Origin of the sequence: Pseudomonas sp. TUM22785 (assembly GCF_028198105.1) — a bacterium.
In the GTDB taxonomy this organism is placed as follows: Bacteria; Pseudomonadota; Gammaproteobacteria; order Pseudomonadales; family Pseudomonadaceae; genus Metapseudomonas; species Metapseudomonas solani.
This window is the reverse complement of record NZ_CP116239.1, coordinates 668,151-686,337: the sequence shown is the minus strand read 5'-3', so window position 1 is coordinate 686,337 and position 18,187 is coordinate 668,151. Positions and strand designations below refer to the sequence as shown.

At 66.4% G+C, this 18,187-nt stretch carries 13 protein-coding genes and 1 tRNA gene; 9 read left to right on the top strand and 5 right to left on the bottom strand.

Annotated features, from left to right (window positions below; genetic code table 11):
* The first annotated feature begins 45 nt into the window (after window positions 1-45).
* Both PI990_RS03145 and PI990_RS03140 read left to right on the top strand, forming a co-directional pair.
* A complete protein-coding gene (locus PI990_RS03145) occupies window positions 46-627 on the top strand; it encodes a hypothetical protein (RefSeq protein WP_271659811.1) in 582 nt (193 codons plus the stop codon).
* Window positions 593-1,825 carry a multifunctional CCA addition/repair protein gene (locus PI990_RS03140; RefSeq protein WP_271659810.1) on the top strand — a complete coding sequence of 411 codons (1,233 nt, stop codon included), beginning with the start codon at window positions 593-595 and terminating at the stop codon, window positions 1,823-1,825. The genes PI990_RS03145 and PI990_RS03140 overlap by 35 nt, the downstream gene beginning before the upstream one ends.
* Here the strand turns inward: PI990_RS03140 and folK are convergent.
* A complete protein-coding gene (folK, locus tag PI990_RS03135; RefSeq protein WP_271659809.1) occupies window positions 1,798-2,340 on the bottom strand; it encodes a 2-amino-4-hydroxy-6-hydroxymethyldihydropteridine diphosphokinase in 543 nt (180 codons plus the stop codon). The genes PI990_RS03140 and folK overlap by 28 nt on opposite strands.
* Entirely contained in the window at window positions 2,331-2,684 is a 354-nt protein-coding gene (folB, locus tag PI990_RS03130) for a dihydroneopterin aldolase (protein ID WP_021221583.1), read from the bottom strand. The genes folK and folB overlap by 10 nt, the downstream gene beginning before the upstream one ends.
* Window positions 2,685-2,736: 52 nt before the next feature.
* On the opposite strand from folB, the gene plsY reads away from it, so the two are divergent.
* Window positions 2,737-3,306, top strand: a complete 570-nt coding sequence (gene plsY / locus PI990_RS03125) for a glycerol-3-phosphate 1-O-acyltransferase PlsY (protein WP_043244106.1) — start codon at window positions 2,737-2,739, stop codon at window positions 3,304-3,306.
* A 53-nt stretch (window positions 3,307-3,359) separates the two neighbouring features.
* On the opposite strand, the gene tsaD is transcribed toward plsY, so the two are convergent.
* The gene (tsaD, locus tag PI990_RS03120) at window positions 3,360-4,385 is read right to left on the bottom strand and encodes a tRNA (adenosine(37)-N6)-threonylcarbamoyltransferase complex transferase subunit TsaD (protein WP_021221581.1); all 1,026 of its coding nucleotides are present in this window, start codon (window positions 4,383-4,385) and stop codon (window positions 3,360-3,362) included.
* A 204-nt stretch (window positions 4,386-4,589) separates the two neighbouring features.
* Here tsaD and rpsU point away from each other — a divergent pair, with 204 nt between their 5' ends.
* From rpsU to PI990_RS03095, 5 genes are all read left to right on the top strand, one after another.
* Window positions 4,590-4,805: a 30S ribosomal protein S21 gene (gene rpsU / locus PI990_RS03115; RefSeq protein ID WP_003085057.1), complete on the top strand. Its 216-nt coding sequence runs from the start codon at window positions 4,590-4,592 to the stop codon at window positions 4,803-4,805.
* Window positions 4,806-4,999: 194 nt separating this feature from the next.
* Complete coding sequence (gene dnaG / locus PI990_RS03110) at window positions 5,000-6,991, top strand: DNA primase (protein WP_271659808.1); 1,992 nt, start codon at window positions 5,000-5,002, stop codon at window positions 6,989-6,991.
* 67 nt (window positions 6,992-7,058) lie between these two features.
* Window positions 7,059-8,909, top strand: a complete 1,851-nt coding sequence (gene rpoD / locus PI990_RS03105) for an RNA polymerase sigma factor RpoD (protein WP_031288519.1) — start codon at window positions 7,059-7,061, stop codon at window positions 8,907-8,909.
* A gap of 101 nt (window positions 8,910-9,010) precedes the next feature.
* A complete protein-coding gene (locus tag PI990_RS03100; protein WP_271659807.1) occupies window positions 9,011-12,745 on the top strand; it encodes an EAL domain-containing protein in 3,735 nt (1,244 codons plus the stop codon).
* A 16-nt stretch (window positions 12,746-12,761) separates the two neighbouring features.
* Window positions 12,762-12,838 (top strand) — tRNA-Ile (locus tag PI990_RS03095).
* A gap of 116 nt (window positions 12,839-12,954) precedes the next feature.
* Here PI990_RS03095 and PI990_RS03090 read toward each other — a convergent pair.
* Window positions 12,955-15,525: a hybrid sensor histidine kinase/response regulator gene (locus PI990_RS03090; protein ID WP_271659806.1), complete on the bottom strand. Its 2,571-nt coding sequence runs from the start codon at window positions 15,523-15,525 to the stop codon at window positions 12,955-12,957.
* Window positions 15,515-16,330 carry a response regulator transcription factor gene (locus PI990_RS03085; protein WP_271659805.1) on the bottom strand — a complete coding sequence of 272 codons (816 nt, stop codon included), beginning with the start codon at window positions 16,328-16,330 and terminating at the stop codon, window positions 15,515-15,517. The genes PI990_RS03090 and PI990_RS03085 overlap by 11 nt, the downstream gene beginning before the upstream one ends.
* Before the next feature lie 185 nt (window positions 16,331-16,515).
* Here PI990_RS03085 and PI990_RS03080 point away from each other — a divergent pair, with 185 nt between their 5' ends.
* The gene (locus tag PI990_RS03080) at window positions 16,516-18,174 is read left to right on the top strand and encodes a ShlB/FhaC/HecB family hemolysin secretion/activation protein (RefSeq protein ID WP_271659804.1); all 1,659 of its coding nucleotides are present in this window, start codon (window positions 16,516-16,518) and stop codon (window positions 18,172-18,174) included.
* Window positions 18,175-18,187: the final 13 nt, after the last annotated feature.

Sequence of the window (18,187 nt, the reverse complement as noted above, 5' to 3'; positions counted from 1 at the left end):
CCGGGCTCCCCCCGAGCATGCGGTCATCGCCCATGGAGAGCGTCGATGCGCCTGTTCCTTGTCCTGCTGTTGTGCCTGGTCCTGGCCACCTGCTCCACCCATATCCCCAGCATCCAGGTGGTGCACCCGGACGGCGGCGGTCTGACCGCTCGCCACAGCTTCCAATTGGTTCCTCCGGAACAGGCGCTGCTCGGCCAAGCCCCCTACCGTGAGCACTACGCTCGGCTCGACCCATTGCTCCGCCAAGGCCTGGCGACCCGGGGCTATCACGAAAGCCAGACGCCCGAGCTGCGCATCTACTACTGGCTGGCACTGCAGGACGCACCGCTGGAGTTCAAGGTCGACCAGGCGCCGCCCAGCCCACTCGGCCCCTACCAGGCCATCCACCGCCTGCGTGATGAAACCGGCACCCTGCGCCTGCGCATCACCGACCTCGATGGCCAGGTGCTCTGGGAAGGCATCGCCAGCACCGGCCTGAGCCCCGCCTGGGACAGCGCCGAGCTGCTGCAAAGCGCAGTGGAAGCCCTGACCCGGCAAATCCCCATCGCAGCCAGCGAGCGGGCTGCTATCCTCCGCACCCTCGGAGGTGAGCATGCAGATATACAAGGTGGGCGGCGCGGTTCGTGACCGCTTGTTGGGTCGCCCGGTTACGGAAGTGGACTGGGTCGTGGTCGGCGCAACCGCCGAAGAAATGCTCGAACAGGGCTTCAAGCCGGTCGGCGCGGACTTTCCCGTGTTCCTCCACCCGCAGAGCGGCGAGGAATACGCGTTGGCACGTACCGAACGCAAAAGCGGGCGCGGCTACGGCGGCTTCACCTTCTTCGCCAACCCGGACGTCAGCCTCGAAGAGGACCTGATCCGCCGCGACCTCACCGTCAACGCCATCGCCGAAGACGAACACGGCACGCTGGTCGACCCCTATGGCGGCCAGCGCGACCTTGAGCAACGCATCCTCCGCCACGTCTCCCCCGCCTTCGCCGAAGACCCGTTGCGCGTGCTGCGTGTGGCCCGCTTCGCCGCCCGCTATGCGCCACTTGGCTTCAGCGTCGCGACGGAAACCATCGCACTGATGCGGGAAATCGCCGAATCCGGCGAGCTGGACGCCCTGACTGCGGAGCGCAGCTGGAAGGAAATCTCCCGCGCCCTGATGGAGCCGCGCCCGGACGTGTTCATCCAGGTGCTGCGCGACTGCGGTGCACTGCAGGCGTGGATGCCGGAACTGGACGCCCTGTTCGGCGTGCCCCAGCCCGAGCATCATCACCCGGAGGTGGACTCAGGGCTGCACGTGCTGGCGGTGCTGCAGCAGTGCGCGGAACACGACCAACCCCTCACCGTGCGCTGGGCCTGCCTGCTGCACGACCTGGGCAAGGGCGAGACGCCAGAAGAGGAGTGGCCCCGGCACATCGCCCACGAACAGCGCGGCCTCAAGCTGATCCAACAGGTCAACGAGCGCTGCAAGGCGCCCCGGGACTGCCAGGAGCTGGCGATGCTGGTGGGCGAATTCCACACCCACGCCCACCGCGCCACCGAACTGCGCGCCTCGACCCTGGCAGAGCTACTCGCCCGTTTCGATGTCTACCGCCGCCCGCAGCGCTTCGAGGAATTCATCGCGGCCTGCGAGATGGACGCCCGCGGCCGGCACGGCCTGGAGCAGCGCGAATACCCCCAGGCCGACTACCTGCGAGGCGCCGCCGAAGCCGCGCGTGCAGTCGCGGTCCAGCCATTGCTGGAAAAGGGCTACAAGGGGGCCGAACTGGGCGAAGCGCTCAGGCTCGAGCGCCTGAAGGCACTGAAGGCTTACAAGGAAGGCGCGGGGAAGGCCTGAAGCAGATCGGCGGGCGTCAACTGGCGCCCCTGCCATTCGAAAGGCACCGGCCACAGCTGCTGCTGAATCTGCGACGTTGCCCAAAGCTCCGCGAAGCTGCGCCCCTCACCCGGGTGCAGGCGCTCAGGCGCTACCAGTGCCAAGGGCCAGAGCACGAACGCGTTCTTCAACACCTCTGCACGCGGCAAGGCCAGGCCATCGAAACTGCCGACCAGGTCGCCGTAAAGCAGCACATCGATGTCCAGCGGCAAACCCTTGCGATCTGGCGCATAGCGGCCGTTGTCGGCTTCGATGAATTTGAGGCGGCGGTCCAGCTCCATCAGGGGCAGGTCGGTCGTCGCCGCCACCACCAGGTTGTAGAAGGGTCCGCTCTTGATGCCCACCGGCTGGCTTTCGAACACCGGCGAGCAATGGATCTCATGAAGGAAACCGGCCAGTGCATCGAGGCCGGCCCGCAGGTGTTCTTCACGCCCGATATTGCTGCCCAGGCCCAGCAGAACCGGTGTCAGCGGCATCCGCGTTCAATCTCCACGCCAACGCTGCTGGCAGCGGGCACCGCACCGGGCTTGTGCAGCTTGAGCCGCACCCAGGGAATGTTGAATTCCGCCATGAGCACAGCGACCAATCGCTCGGCGAAGGTTTCCACGAGAAGGAACTGCGATTCGCCAGCGAACGCCTGGATGCGCTGGGAGACAGAAGCGTAGTCCAGGGCATGGGCCAGCTCATCATCGGCGGCGGCCGGGCGGTTGTCCCAGGCCATTTGCAGGTCCAGGCGCAGGCACTGGCGAATGCTCCGCTCCCAGTCGTACGCACCAATGACGGTATCGACTTCAAGACCCTCGATGAAAACCGTGTCCACGTAACTTCTGCCCCGTTAGAATCAGGGCTCCCTCGCCCTGGAATGGATACCAATGTTCTGGCTGCTGGCGATTCTCGCCTACCTGCTCGGCTCGCTGTCCTTCGCCATCCTGCTAAGCCGGTTGTTCGGCTTCGCCGACCCACGCGACCAGGGCTCAGGCAATCCGGGCGCCACCAACATGCTGCGCGTGGCGGGCAAGAAGCTCGCGATCCTCACCCTGCTCGGCGACTTGCTCAAAGGCCTTCTGCCCGTACTGGTCGCCTACCTGATCGGGCTCGGCATCCAGAAACAGGCCTGGATCGGCCTCGCCGCCGTGCTCGGGCATCTCTACCCGCTGTACTTCCGCTTTCGCGGCGGCAAGGGCGTCGCCACCGCCGCCGGCATGCTGCTCGGGCTCTACCCGCCGGCCGCCTTGCTGGCTGTCGGGGCCTGGGCGCTGACCTTCTTCCTCACCCGCACCAGCTCGCTCGCCGCGCTGATCGCAACGCCGCTGACCCTGCCATTACTGGCCTGGCAGAAACCCGGAGCCCTGCTGCCAATGGCCGTGCTCTGCTGCCTGATCGTCTGGCGACACCGCGGCAATCTACGCGACCTTTTCGCAGGACGCGAACGACATTTCTGAAACTGAAGACAGCCTCAAGCTACAAGCCTGAGGCTACAAGACGCCATGCGACGCTAGATCGACGGCAGGCTTTCCATCGGCCAGCGCGCCTGCACGGCAATGGCCGGACCTTCCTGCTGCCCGGCCTTCAGGCGCTGGCAACCGGCATAGGCGATCATCGCGCCGTTGTCGGTGCAAAACCGCGGGCGCGCATAAAAGACGTTGCCGTGGAATTCGCCCAGCATCGCCTCCAGCGATTGGCGCAGCGCCTGGTTGGCACTCACCCCACCGGCGATCACCAGTCGCTTCAAGCCGGTCTGCTTCAGGGCCCGGCGGCACTTGATGACGAGAGTCTCGACCACCGCCTGCTGGAACGCCAGAGCGATGTCGCAACGGGTTTGCTCACCGTCGTCCCCAGCATTGCGGCACTGCTGCCAGGTGTTGAGGGCGAAGGTCTTGAGGCCGCTGAAGCTGAAATCCAGGCCAGGGCGATCAGTCATCGGGCGCGGGAAGGTGAAGCGTCCGGGCACACCGCTTTCGGCCAGGCGGGCGATCTCGGGGCCACCCGGATAGCCCAGGCCGATGAGCTTGGCGGTCTTGTCGAAGGCTTCGCCCGCAGCGTCGTCCACCGACTCACCGAGCAAAGCGTAACGGCCGATGCCATCGACGCGAACCAGCTGGGTATGGCCGCCGGAAACCAGTAAGGCGACGAACGGAAACTCCGGCGGCTGCTCTTCCAGCATCGGCGCCAGCAGATGGCCTTCCATATGGTGCACACCCAGCGCAGGCACGCCCCAGGCGAACGCCAGGGCCTGGGCGCAGGAGGCACCCACCAGCAGCGCGCCGACCAGGCCGGGGCCGGAGGTGTAGGCGATGCCATCGATATCGGCCGGCTTGCAACCGGCGCCATCGAGCACTTCGCGCAACAGCGGCAGCATGCGCTTGACGTGATCGCGGGACGCCAGCTCGGGCACCACGCCGCCGTACACGCGATGGAGGTCGATCTGACTGAACAGCGCATCGGCCAACAGGCCGCGCTCGCTGTCGTAGAGAGCGACACCGGTCTCGTCGCAAGAGGTTTCCAGACCCAGCACTAGCATTGGGAACCTGCCTTCCAGGCCTAGCTAATAAAGAAGGCGCGCATCATAATCGCCGCCCTCCGCCCCGGCCAGCGGTTTTCGACTGAAGGCTTTGCATTCCAGGGCGCAAGGCGTTAACATCCGCAACCCTTGAAAACCGACGTTCTCCCGCAGTCTTAGCCAGGAGCGCGTTCACCCACGGTAATTAGTGAAGGTACGACCTGGATGCCAGCCGTCAAAGTTAAAGAGAACGAACCCTTCGACGTAGCCCTGCGTCGCTTCAAGCGCTCCTGCGAAAAAGCCGGTGTACTGGCTGAAGTCCGCAGCCGCGAGTTCTACGAGAAGCCCACCGCAGAGCGCAAGCGTAAAGCTGCTGCTGCAGTGAAGCGTCACGCCAAGAAAGTGCAGCGCGAGCAGCGCCGCCGCGAGCGCCTGTACTGAGTTAACAGGCTTCGCCGCACGCTTTCAGCATCGCCCGGCTCCGGCCGGGCGAGTGCATTCAGGCACCGCATGCGACACTCCGCTTCGCCCTGGCGAACGCCGGAGTTTTTTGCATTTGCAGCACCGGTAATGCCGCTATCGCCAACCGGCGATGGGGGCCTATGCTTTGACCCTCCCAGCGTCCTGAGCACCCTATGGCCGGCCTGATCCCCCAAGGCTTCATCGACGATCTGCTGAACCGCACCGACATAGTCGAGGTGGTGAGTTCGCGCATCCAGCTGAAGAAGGCCGGCAAAAACTACAGCGCCCGTTGCCCATTCCATAACGAAAAGACGCCCTCTTTCAGCGTCAGCCCCGACAAGCAGTTCTACTACTGCTTCGGCTGTGGCGCCGGCGGCAACGCCCTCGGCTTCATCATGGACCACGACAACCTCGACTTCCCCGAGGCTGTCGAGGAGCTGGCCAAACGTGCCGGCATGGACGTACCGCGCGAAGAAAGCGGGCGCAACAATCGACCACGCCAAGCCACCGACTCGCCGCTCTACGCCCTGCTCACAGCTGCCTCGGATTACTACCGCCAAGCCCTGAAGAGCCACCCGACACGCAAGGCCGCCGTCGACTACCTGAAAGGACGCGGCCTGTCCGGTGAAATAGCCCGCGACTTCGGCCTCGGCTTCGCCCCACCGGGGTGGGACAACCTGTTCAAGCACCTGGCCAGCGACGCCTTGCAGCAGAAGGCCATGATCGATGCCGGCCTGCTGATTGAGAACGCCGATAGCGGCAAGCGCTACGACCGCTTCCGTGACCGCGTGATGTTCCCCATCCGCGACAGCCGGGGCCGGGTCATCGCCTTCGGCGGTCGCGTACTGGGCGATGACAAACCCAAGTACCTGAACTCGCCGGAAACACCGGTCTTCCACAAGGGCCAGGAACTCTACGGTCTCTACGAAGCCCGCAAGAACAACCGCAACCTCGACGAGGTGATGGTCGTCGAAGGCTACATGGACGTTATCGCCCTGGCCCAGCAAGGCCTGCGCAACGCCGTCGCCACCCTCGGCACCGCCACCAGCGAGGAGCACATCAAGCGCCTGTTCCGCCTGGTGCCCAGCATCCTGTTCTGCTTCGACGGCGACCAGGCCGGACGCAAGGCCGCCTGGCGAGCACTGGAAGCCACGCTACCGTCCCTGGAGGACGGCCGGCGCGCACGCTTCCTGTTCCTCCCCGAAGGCGAAGACCCGGACAGCCTGGTACGCGCCGAGGGTACCGATGCCTTCCGCGCCCGCATAACCCAGCACGCGCAGCCCCTGGCCGATTACTTCTTCCAGCAACTGAGGGACGAAGCCGATCCCAGCTCCCTGGAAGGCAAGGCGCACCTGGTTACCTTGGCCGCGCCACTGATCGACAAAGTGCCCGGCGCCAACCTGCGTACGCTGATGCGTCAGCGCCTGTCGGAAATCACCGGCCTGAACGGTGAGGCCATCGGCCAGCTAAGCCACGATGCACCGTCGCACAGCGGCGAAGCGTCGCACTACCCCGACGACTACCACTACGGCGCCCCTGCCAGCTACGAGAACTATGGCGATGCCGGCCAGGAGCACTACTTCGAGCCACCCGCCCGGCAGCAACAGGGCGAATGGCAGAAGCCCGAGCGCAAGAAAGGCGAGTGGAAAGGCGACTGGAAAAAGGGCGGAAAGCCCTGGGACAAGAAAGGCGGCCAAGGCGAATTCAGGCGCCCCCCGCGCACTGAAATCAAGGTCGAGTCGCCAACCCTGACGGCACTCAGGACACTGCTTCACCATCCAAACCTTGCGCAGAACGTCGAGAATGCCAGCCATTTCGCTGCAGAAGACGACACTTACGCTCGCTTGATGGTGTCGCTCCTCGAAGCCCTGCAGAAGAACCCCAAGCTGCGCTCGCTGCAACTCATCGCCCGCTGGCACGGCACCGAACAGGGCCGACTGCTGCAGGCACTGGCGGAGAAGGAATGGTTGATTTCGAGCGACAACCTTGAACAACAGTTTTTCGACACTATAACTAGGTTGTCGGCCCGCCAACGCGAGCGCAGCCTCGAACAACTGCTACGCAAAGCAAGGCAGAGCGAACTCAGCGCAGAGGAGAAAGACCAGCTGCGCGACCTCCTCAGCCGCAGTCCATCTCCAGCCTCCACCAGCCCAACTGGCGCTTGAGGCCTCTGGTCAGGTATAATCCTCGGCTTGTTTTTAGCCCGCCAAGACCTTAAGTGGATAGGGTGTTATGTCCGGAAAAGCGCAACAGCAGTCTCGCCTCAAAGAGTTGATCGCCCGTGGTCGTGAGCAGGGTTACCTGACTTACGCGGAGGTCAATGACCATCTGCCGGAGGATATTTCCGATCCGGAACAGGTGGAAGACATCATCCGCATGATCAATGACATGGGGATCAACGTATTCGAGAGTGCTCCGGATGCGGACGCCCTGTTGTTGGCCGAAGCCGACACCGACGAGGCTGCAGCCGAAGAAGCCGCCGCCGCACTCGCAGCCGTCGAGACCGACATTGGCCGAACCACCGACCCGGTGCGCATGTACATGCGTGAAATGGGCACGGTGGAACTGCTGACTCGCGAAGGCGAGATCGAGATCGCCAAGCGCATCGAGGAAGGCATTCGCGAAGTAATGAGCGCGATCGCCCACTTCCCCGGTACCGTCGACAGCATTCTCTCCGAGTACCATCGCGTCACTACCGAAGGTGGCCGTCTCTCCGACGTCCTCGCTGGCTACATCGATCCCGACGACGGCAGCGTGCCGGCCGAGGAAGTCGAGCCTGTCGTCCCGAAGGAAGAAAGCGCCGCGAAGGAAAAGGACGAAGACGAAGAAGAGGAAGGTGAGAGCGACGACGCCGAGGAAGAAGGCGACGGCGGTCCCGACCCGGAAGAGGCCCTGCGCCGCTTCACAGCAGTCTCCGACCAGCTGGAAAAGGCCCGTAAGGCGCTGAAGAAGCATGGTCGTTCCAGCAAACAGGCCATCGATGAACTGCAAGGCCTCGCCGAGCTGTTCATGCCCATCAAACTGGTACCCAAACAGTTCGATGCCCTGGTAGACCGCGTTCGTGACGCCCTTGACCGTGTCCGCGCCCAGGAGCGCGCCATCATGCAGCTCTGCGTGCGTGATGCCCGCATGCCGCGTGCCGACTTCCTGCGCCTGTTCCCCGGCAACGAAGTCGACCTGACCTGGGTCGAAGGCCTGACCAAAGGCAAGGCCAAGTACGCCGAAGCTCTGAGCAAGCTGGTCGACGACGTCAAGCGCAATCAGCAGAAGCTGATCGACCTCGAGAAGGAAGTCGACCTCAAGATTTCCGAGATCAAGGACGTCAACCGCCGCATGTCCATCGGTGAAGCGAAAGCTCGCCGGGCGAAGAAGGAAATGGTCGAGGCCAACCTGCGCCTCGTGATCTCCATCGCCAAAAAGTACACCAACCGCGGCCTGCAGTTCCTCGACCTGATCCAGGAAGGCAACATCGGCCTGATGAAGGCGGTGGACAAGTTCGAATACCGGCGCGGCTACAAGTTCTCGACCTATGCCACCTGGTGGATCCGTCAGGCGATCACTCGCTCGATCGCCGACCAGGCCCGCACCATCCGTATTCCGGTGCACATGATCGAGACCATCAACAAGCTCAACCGCATCTCCCGCCAGATGCTCCAGGAAATGGGCCGCGAGCCCACCCCGGAAGAGCTTGGCGAGCGCATGGAAATGCCCGAGGACAAGATCCGCAAGGTACTGAAGATCGCCAAAGAACCGATCTCCATGGAAACCCCGATCGGCGACGACGAGGATTCCCACCTGGGCGACTTCATCGAGGACAGCACCATGCAGTCCCCGATCGACGTGGCCACGGTCGAAAGCCTCAAGGAAGCCACCCGCGAAGTACTGGCCGGCCTCACCGCCCGTGAAGCCAAGGTCCTGCGCATGCGCTTCGGCATCGACATGAACACCGACCACACCCTCGAGGAAGTCGGCAAGCAGTTCGATGTGACCCGCGAGCGGATCCGCCAGATCGAAGCCAAGGCGCTGCGCAAGCTGCGCCACCCGTCGCGAAGCGAGCATCTGCGCTCCTTCCTCGACGAGTGATCGAACAACCCCCGGCCAGTCCGGGGGTTTTTCTTTCTGCTACCAAAGCGCCAGCTGCCGCGTCTACACTTCCGCCTATCACTTCGTGGAACGGGACCGTCATGGCGCGTCTGCCTGCCATTCTCCTGCTGTGTCTGGCGTTCTGGGCAGCCCCGTCCGGAGCGCTCACCTTCACCCAGGAAGAACAGGCATGGCTGCAGGACCACCCCGTCCTGCGCATGGGCATCGACGCCTCCTGGCCCCCCTTCGAATTCCGCGACAGCCAGGGCCGCCACCAGGGCCTCGCCGCCGACTACGTCAAGCTGATCCAGGAACGCCTGGGCGTCCGCCTCGAGCCGGTGGAACCTCGCAACTGGGGTGAAGTGCTGGAGCAGGCCCGCAATGGCCAGCTCGACCTGCTGCCCGGCGTCATGTCCACCCCCGAACGCCAGCAATACCTCAGTTTCACCCGCCCCTACCTCGACTTCCCCATCGTCATCCTCGCCCGCGACGGCGGCCCACAGCCCAAATCGCTCGGCGAGCTCTACGGCCTCAAGATCGCCGTGGTCGAGGACTACGCCCCTCACGAACTGCTGCGCAGCGGCAATCCCGACCTCAACCTCCTGCCCCTGCCCAGCGTCGCCGCCAGCCTCCAGGCGCTGGCCACCGGCCAGGCCGACGCCTTCGTCGGCGACCTCGCCTCCAGCGTCTGGAGCCTGCGCCAGCTCAGGCTCGAAGGCCTCTACATCAGCGGCGAGACGCCCTACCGCTACCAGCTCGCCATGGCCACGCCGCGTGGCGACACCCCCCTGGTCGGCATCCTCGACAAGGTCTTCGCCGACATCAGCACCGCCCAGGTCGAAGCCATCCAGGACCGCTGGGTCGGTGGCGTCATCGACCGTCGCCCGGTCTGGACCACCCTCATCGCCTACGGCCTCCCCGCCCTGCTACTGATCGGCCTGGCCCTGGTCTTCGTCCTGCGCATCAACCGCCGCCTCAGCGGCGAAATGTCACGCCGCGCCCTGCTCGAAGACGAACTGCGCACCAGCGAGCAGCACTACCGCGGCCTGGTCGAAAGCCTCAACGCCATCGCCTGGGAAATGCGCCTCGACGAACACCGCTTCACCTACGTCTCGCCCCACGCCGAACGCCTGCTCGGCTACCCCCTGGCGGACTGGCTCGAGCCCGGCTTCTGGCAGCGCACCCTCCACCCCGAAGACGCCCAGCGCGCCGAATACTTCTGCAACGAAGAAGTCGCCGCCGGGCGCGACCACAGCTTCGACTACCGCATGCTCGCCGCCGACGGCCGCGTCCTGTGGATCCGCGACATCGTCACCCTCGACCCCCAGGGCGACAGCCAGATCATCCGCGGCCTGATGATCGACATCACCGAAGCCAAGGACACCGAACACGCCCTGCGCCTCTCCCAGCAGAAATTCGCCTCCGTGTTCCACAACTGCCCCGACGTCATCGCCCTCGCCCGCCGCCAGGACGGCCGCCTGCTTGACGTCAACCGCACCTTCGAACAACAGACCGGCGTCAGCGCCGCCCAGGCCATCGGCCGCACCGCCACCGAACTGGGCATCTGGGGCACCCCCGACATGGGCCCCGGCCTCCTCCAGCGCCTGCAGAGCGAAAGCCTGCACAACCTGGAAATGACCTTCCGCCGGCAGAACGGCGAAAGCTTCACCGGCCTCATCTCCGCGCAACCCACCGACCTCGACGGCATCCCCGCCCTCATCGTCGTCGTGCGCGACATCACCCTCGTCAAGGAAACCCAGCAGCAACTGAAGATCTCCGAAGAGAAATTCGCCCGCGCCTTCCACGCCTCCCCCGACGGCCTGCTCATCACCCGCCTGGCCGACGGCAGGCTCATCGAAGCCAACGAAGGCTTCACCCGCATCACCGGCTACACCGCCCGCGAAGCCGCCGACCGCTCCACCCTCGAACTCGGCATCTGGGCCAACCCCGAAGACCGCCAGCATATGGTCCACGCCATCCGCGACCAGGGCAGCCTGCGCAGCTTCACCGCCCCGATACGCACCAAGGGCGGCAGCATCCGCCTCTGCGAACTCACCGCCCAACCCATCCCCATCAACGGCGAAGCCTGCGTCCTCACCATCGCCCGCGACATCACCGAGCGCCAGCAGATGCAGGAAAAGCTCCTGCAGGCCGCCACCGTCTTCGAAAGTACCGCCGAAGGCGTGATGATCACCGACACCGAACAGCGCATCACCGCCGTCAACCGCGCCTTCACCGAAATCACCGGCTACAGCGAAGCCGAAGCCCTCGGCCAATCACCGCGCCTGCTCGCCTCCGGCCAGCACGACAGCGCCTTCTACGCCGCCATGTGGCACCAGCTCGCCGCCGACGGCCACTGGCAGGGCGAAATCTGGAACCGCCGCAAGAACGGCGAACCCTATCCCGAATGGCTGACCATCAGCGCCGTGCGCAACCGCGGCGAGCAGATCACCCACTTCGTCGGCGTCTTCGCCGACATCTCCACCCTCAAGCACGCCCAGGCCCGCCTCGACTACCAGGCCCACCACGACCCCCTCACCGGGCTGCCCAACCGCATCCTCTTCGAAAGCCGCCTGCAGGCCGCCCTGCTCGACGCCACCACCGACGCCCAGCGAGGCGCCGTACTCTTCATCGACCTCGACCGCTTCAAGCACATCAACGACAGCCTCGGCCACCCGGTCGGCGACCTCCTGCTCAAAAGCATCGCCGCCCGCCTCAAGGACCAGCTGCGCGACATCGACACCGTCGCCCGCCTCGGCGGCGACGAATTCATCATCCTGCTGCCCGGCCTGCACACCGCCGCTGACGCCGAGCACATCGCCAGCAAAGTGCTCGCCTGCTTCAGCGCCCCTTTCGAGGCCGACGAACACGAGTTCTTCACCAGCGCCAGCATCGGCATCAGCCTCTACCCCGAACACGGCAGCGACGTCGCGACCGTCGTCAAGAACGCCGACGCCGCCATGTACCGCGCCAAATCCAAGGGCCGCAACCGCATCGAGTTCTACACCCGCGATCTCACCTTCCAGGCCAACGAACGCATGGCCCTGGAGAACGAACTGCGTCGCGCCCTCGAACGCGGCGAACTCAGCCTCTACTACCAACCCAAGCTGTGCCTGCAGAACCGCCGCCTGATCGGCGCCGAAGCCCTGATCCGCTGGCACCATCCCCTGTTCGGCGAAATCTCCCCCGAGCGCTTCATCCCCCTCGCCGAAGAGAACGGCCTCATCCTCCCCCTGGGCGACTGGGTCCTCGCCGAAGCCTGCCGGCAGATGCGCGAATGGCAGGACCGCCACGCCCCCTTCGGCCCGCTCTCCGTCAACCTCGCCGGCGCCCAGCTGCGCCAGCCGCAACTGGTCGAGCGCATCGACCGCCTGCTGCAGGACACAGGCGTCATCCCCTGCCACCTGCAGCTGGAAATCACCGAAGGCTTCATCATGAGCCAGGCCGAAGAAGCCCTCGCCGTGCTCCACGCCCTCAAGGCGCTCGGCGTGCAACTGGCCATCGACGACTTCGGCACCGGCTACTCCTCCCTCAGCTACCTCAAGCGCCTGCCGCTGGACATCATCAAGATCGACAAATCCTTCGTCCGCGGCCTGCCAGACGACCTCGAAGACGCCGCCATCGCCCGCGCCATCATCGCCCTCGGCCGCAGCATGCAACTCACCGTCATCGCCGAAGGCGTCGAAACCCACGCTCAAGAAGCCTTCCTCACCGCCGAAGGCTGCGAACAGATCCAGGGCTACGTCGTCAGCCGCCCCCTCCCCGCCGACGTTTTCGCCCGGCAATTCCTCGATCCCTGTCAACCTGTTGGCGCTCAGGAAAAGGCGCCGGTATAATCCGCCGGCCTTCTGGGGGCCTATAGCTCAGTTGGTTAGAGCAGAGGACTCATAATCCTTTGGTCCACGGTTCAAGTCCGTGTGGGCCCACCACCAATACCCCATGAAAAAGCCGCGCATTGCGCGGCTTTTTTGCATTTCAGCGGAGCCTGTTCCGAGGCGAGCCACTCGGTGCAGCGGCCCGCTCCCGGCGCGAGGTGATCGCTCGCTCAGCCCTCGCCCGCCCCCACCAGCTCGGCCAGCCGAGGGAAATCCAGGGTCAATGCGGCCTGGAGCACGGCATCGGCAAAACCGATGCACAGCGGCTGCTCTGCCGCCAGGTCATGGGCCCACTTCTCGATAAGCGTCACCTGCCCGGTTTCCACCAGGTTCGCCAGGTTCGCCAAACGCGCCGCGTCCGGGCGTGCCGCCACATCGGATGCCGGCGGCTCGCTGCCCGGCGAGGCCAGGTCCTGTAACCCCAGGAACCTGACCAACAGCGCCGCCAGCTCGGTTTCGCTGATCGGCTTTCTCAGGCAGGCCGCGAAGCTCAGGTGCGCGGCGAAACCCTCCGGCGCCAGCGGCGCGGCTGCGGAAAGCAGCACCACCGGCGTCGCCGGGGAACGCTCGGCCACCATCCGCAGGACCGACCAGCCATCACCGCCGTCCATGAACTGATCGGTGATCACCAGGGCGATGTCGTCGCGCCACTGGAGGGCTGCATCGCGGCCATCCACGGCGATGACCACCCGTAACTGATGCCGGCCCAACTGCTCGGCCAGCAGCAGGCGCAGGTCCGGATCGTCCTCCACCAGCATCACCACCTGGTCGCCCAGGGGCCGGGGGGCGTCGACCTCCACGGTAGCCGGCTCCGCCGGCAACTCCGTCAGCAACTCGCCCACCACATGGAAGCGGAACGCACTGCCCTGGCCGGGCGTGCTGGCCACGCTCAACTCGCCGCCCATGCAGTGCACCAGTTGCCGGGCGATGGCCAGCCCCAGGCCAACCCCCGCGCGGGAACCCTCCGCATGCTGGTTCGCCCCCCGGACGAAGGGCTCGAAGATCCTCGCCAGGTCGCCCGCAGCGATACCGCCGCCGCTGTCCTCCACCTCGAAGAACAGCCGAACCTGCCCATCCAGCCTCTCCCCCCGGTATCGCAGGGCGATGCGCCCGTCCCGGGTGTGCCGGTTCGCGTTGCTGAACAGGTTGTCGAGCACCTGGCGCAGGCGCCGGCTGTCGATGGAAACGTATTCGGGCACCACCCCATGTTCCTCCAGGGAGAAACCGTTGCCCGCCGCCTCGGCCTGCAACCTGGCGACCTCCACCATCTCCGCCAGCCAGGGCCGGAACGCCAGCGGCGTCGCCGTCACCTCCAGTTGGCCGATCTCCGCGCGCGCCGCATCCAGCAGCTCGTCGATCAGGTGCAGCAGATGGCGCCCGCTGCTTTCGATGGCCCGCGCGCCCTCCTCCGGCCCCAGGCGACGCGAGCCCCGCTGCAGCAACTGGGCGAAACCGATGATGGTATTGAGCGGCGTGCGCAGCTCATGGCTCATGTGGGCGAGGAAGGTGGTCTTGGCGCGGTTGGCTTCGCGCTCCACCGCCAGGGCGGCGGACAGCTGCTGGGTACGCTTGGTGATGGCGATGAGAATCAGCGGCGCCATCACCAGCACCGCCAGCGGCCAGGCGCTCGCCAGCAGCGGGCCGGTTGGGTCCAGCCCCAGGTACAGGCCCGCCTCGCGGATCACCACCGAGGCACCGAAGGCCCCGAACGAAATCAGCGTCAGCCCCGCCGACGCGTTGCCACCCCGCCAGGCCAGGTAGGAGGTGATGATCCCGGCGGCCAGCGCCACCAGCGATGCGAGGGACAGCACCTGCAGCCAGAAGATGTAGTGGTGCAGGCTGGCCCCCAGCGCCGCCACGACCACCACCCCGATGACGCCCAGCAGCAAGCGGTCCCAGCCGCGCCCCAGCCGCCGGAGATCGAGGAAGGTGCGCACGAACTGGCAGTGCATGATCATGATCGCCGCCCCCAGCAGCGGGACCAGCACGATCGGGAACGGCCAGGAGCCCGGCCAGGCGTATTGCTGCGCCAGCCCCCCGATGATCGCCTCGAACGCGCTGATCAACAGCATCTCCAGCCCGAAGTAGAGATAGGGCATGTCCCGCAGCTGGATGAAGATCAGCAGGGACAGCAACCCCGCCAGGACGATGCCGCCCTGGCCCATCGAACGCAGGTTCTCGAAGCGCGACTGCCGGTCGCGATAGGCCATCGGCTCCCACACGCGCATCCCCAGGTACTGGGCGGAGCGCGACTCCACGCGCAGATAGAGGACGCGGGTCTCCCCCGGCTGCAAGGCAATGGGGAACAGCGCCGTCGGCCCCGGCAGCGGGCGCAACGCCATGGGCACCGCCAGGCCGCTGGCCTGCACCTGCCACTGGCTGTCGCCGTCCTGGGTGAAGAGCTGCACCGACTCCAGCCGGGCATGGCCGACCTCCAGCCAGCGCTCGATGGGTGCCGGGCCCGGGTTTCGCAGGCTGAAGCGCAACCAGCGTGGCCGGGGATCGAAGCCCTGGGGCAGCGCCTGCGCGGCGACCTCGACGAAGCGCTCGGGCGCGGCGGCGACCGTGGCGATATCCAGGCTGCCGTCTTCGTCGATGCGCAGCTCGAAGCGCTCCAGCAACTGGGAGGCCGCCTCTTCGTGCACGTCCAGCACCTCGGCCCGCGCGCCACCGGCCATCAGCAGCAGGCCGCACAGGCAGAGCGCCTGCCAGGCGCGCCTCAGGCGGGCTTCAGCAGGCATCGTCAGCGGCGCCTTGCTGCAGCGGTGCACGCTGGCCGGCCTCATCCCGCAGGCGGCTGCGCAACTCGCGCGGCGAGCAACCGAAGCGCTCCCGCACGGCCTTGGAGAAACTGGCGGCATTGGTGTAGCCCAGGTGGTCGCCGATATCGGCGATGGGCGTCTCGGTGCGGCCCAGCAAGCCCTGGGCCTGGGTCAGGCGCTCCTCGCGCAGCCAGGCATAGATGGGCATGCCGACGATCTTGTGGAAGGCCTCGTTGAGGCGGGTCTCGTTGGTGCCGCACAGGCGCGCCAGCACCTCCGGCGAGGGCGGCTGGCGCAGGTCCCGGCGCAGGTGCTCGGTGGCCACCTTCACCAGCACCGCCTCCGGCCGGGTATCCGGATTCGCCGCTGGGGCGGCCGGCGCCGCCGCGCGCAGGCGACGGGCGAGCTCCAGGTGAATCTGCACCCGCGCCACCACCTCCGCCTCATCGATCAGCGGCTTGGCGATGTAGTCCACGGCCCCCAGCGTCAGGCCCGTCAGGCGCTCCTGCGGCTGGTTGGCCGCCGTCAGGAAAATCACCGGGATGGCGCTGGTATCCGGGTTGGCCTTGAGCAACCGGCAGGTGGCGAAGCCGTCACTGCCGGGCATGTGCACATCCAGCAGGATCAGGTCGGGGCGCAGCAACTGGGCCTTGCGATAGCCGTCCTTGCCGTCGAACGCCACCACGATGTCCAGGCCCCGGGCCGACAGAAACTCCGTCAGCACGCGCAGGTCGGCCACCGAGTCGTCGATGAGCAGGATCTTCGGGTTGCTGGAAATGCGCATGCCGGTGGGGTCTGTAGGGCTGCTGGAGCGGGTATTAGAGCCCAGAACGGGCCCGTCTTCCCACGCCGCGAGCGGAAAAATTGTCTGCCGGCAAAGTCTCCCCCGCTGCCGGCAAAGTGCCCCCTCGGCGGCCATGGGAACATGCCTTTCTGGCAAAGCGACATCACAGGCGAGGCAAAAGATCCATGAAACACACGGCATGCAGCGGAGCAGTCGCATTCGCCCTGTTCCTTGCGCAGACGGCCCTGGCCGCCCAGGCTCCCGATGCCGGGCAGATCCTGGAAAACATCAAGGCCCCGCTCACCTTGCCGCCGCCCACCGATGGCGTCCTGCCCGAACCGGCACCGGCCCGCCCGGCCCTGTCGCTGCCCAGCGACGTCAAGGTCCGCGTCAAGGCATTCCGGATCACCGGCGCCCGCGAATTCAGCGAGGCGCACCTGCTGGCGCTGCTCGCCGACAGCACCGACCGCGAACTGAGCCTGGCCCAACTGCAGGGCCTGGCCGAGCGCCTCACCGCCCACTATCGCGAGCAGGGCTACCTGCTGGCCCGCGCCTACCTGCCCGCCCAGGACATTAAGGACGGGCTGCTCACCATCGCCGTTCTCGAAGGCCGCCTGGGCAAGGTCCAGCTCGACAACCGCTCCCTGCTCAACGACGCCACCGCACAGCGCCAGCTCGACGACCTGCACCCGGGCGACACGGTGCAGGCCGCCTCCCTGGAACGGTCCCTGCTGCTGCTCAACGAACTGCCCGGCGCCGAGGTGCACTCCACCCTCAAGCCGGGCGCCTCCGTCGGCCTCACCGACCTGGACGTCTCGCTCGGGGCCGGCCCCAGGGTGGCCGGCAGCCTGGAGGCGGACAACTTCGACAACCGCTACACCGGCAGCGAACGGCTCGGCGGCAACCTCGCCATCAACAGCCCCACCGGCCTCGGCGACACCCTCAGCCTGCGCGGCCTGACCTCCGGCGCCGGGATGAACTACGGCCGCCTCGCCTACCAGTTGCCCGTCGGCCCGCAGGCCACCCAGGTCGGCGTGGCCTGGTCGGAGATGCGCTACGAACTGGGCGAGGACTTCGAATCGCTGGACGCCCACGGCAAGGCCAGCATCGGCTCGGTCTATGCCCTGCAGCCCCTGCTGCGCAGCCGCCAGGCCCGGCTCGACGGCCAACTGAGCTACGAGCACAAGCGGCTCGAAGACCAGGTCGACGCCACCGACACCACCCTCGACAAGACCCTGGACGTGTGGAGCCTGGGCCTGAGCGGCAGCCACCAGGACAGCCTGCTCGGCGGCGGCGCCATGCAGTACAGCGCAAGCCTCGTGGCCGGCAACCTCGAACTGGACGCGGCCAGCGACGCCCTCGACGACGCCGGGCTGGACACCCGCGGCCACTACGCCAAGCTCGCCTTCCAGCTCACCCGCCTGCAACGGCTCACCGACCGCTTCAGCCTCCAGCTGCGCGCCTCCGGCCAGCGCGCCGCCAAGAACCTCGACTCCTCGGAAAAGCTCAGCCTGGGCGGCGCCTACGCCGTGCGCGCCTACCCCCAGGGCGAGGCCGCCGCCGACGATGCCTGGCTGGCGAACCTGGAACTGCACTACGCCCCCGCCCCCGCCTGGCAGCTCTTCGGCTTCTACGACGCCGGCGGCGGGCGCATCAGCCATCGCCCCGTGGCCGGCACCGCCGACAACCGCCGCACGCTCTCCGGGGCCGGCGTGGGCGTCAGCCTGGCACTGCCCGCCGCCATCAACCTGCAAGCCTTCGCCGCCTGGCGCACGGGCAGCCAACCGACCTCCGATGACGACCGCAGCCCGCGTCTCTGGCTGCAGACCACCAAGTACTTCTGAACACGACTTTCAA

Bases quoted from the DNA above. Each gene is read 5' to 3' on its own strand.
- PI990_RS03145 (WP_271659811.1), top strand. From the start codon at position 46: ATGCGCCTGTTCCTTGTCCTGCTGTTGTGCCTGGTCCTGGCCACCTGC.
- PI990_RS03140 (WP_271659810.1), top strand. From the start codon at position 593: ATGCAGATATACAAGGTGGGCGGCGCGGTTCGTGACCGCTTGTTGGGT.
- folK (WP_271659809.1), bottom strand. From the start codon at position 2,340: ATGCCGCTGACACCGGTTCTGCTGGGCCTGGGCAGCAATATCGGGCGT.
- plsY (WP_043244106.1), top strand. From the start codon at position 2,737: ATGTTCTGGCTGCTGGCGATTCTCGCCTACCTGCTCGGCTCGCTGTCC.
- tsaD (WP_021221581.1), bottom strand. From the start codon at position 4,385: ATGCTAGTGCTGGGTCTGGAAACCTCTTGCGACGAGACCGGTGTCGCT.
- rpsU (WP_003085057.1), top strand. From the start codon at position 4,590: ATGCCAGCCGTCAAAGTTAAAGAGAACGAACCCTTCGACGTAGCCCTG.
- dnaG (WP_271659808.1), top strand. From the start codon at position 5,000: ATGGCCGGCCTGATCCCCCAAGGCTTCATCGACGATCTGCTGAACCGC.
- rpoD (WP_031288519.1), top strand. From the start codon at position 7,059: ATGTCCGGAAAAGCGCAACAGCAGTCTCGCCTCAAAGAGTTGATCGCC.
- PI990_RS03100 (WP_271659807.1), top strand. From the start codon at position 9,011: ATGGCGCGTCTGCCTGCCATTCTCCTGCTGTGTCTGGCGTTCTGGGCA.
- PI990_RS03090 (WP_271659806.1), bottom strand. From the start codon at position 15,525: ATGCCTGCTGAAGCCCGCCTGAGGCGCGCCTGGCAGGCGCTCTGCCTG.
- PI990_RS03085 (WP_271659805.1), bottom strand. From the start codon at position 16,330: ATGCGCATTTCCAGCAACCCGAAGATCCTGCTCATCGACGACTCGGTG.
- PI990_RS03080 (WP_271659804.1), top strand. From the start codon at position 16,516: ATGAAACACACGGCATGCAGCGGAGCAGTCGCATTCGCCCTGTTCCTT.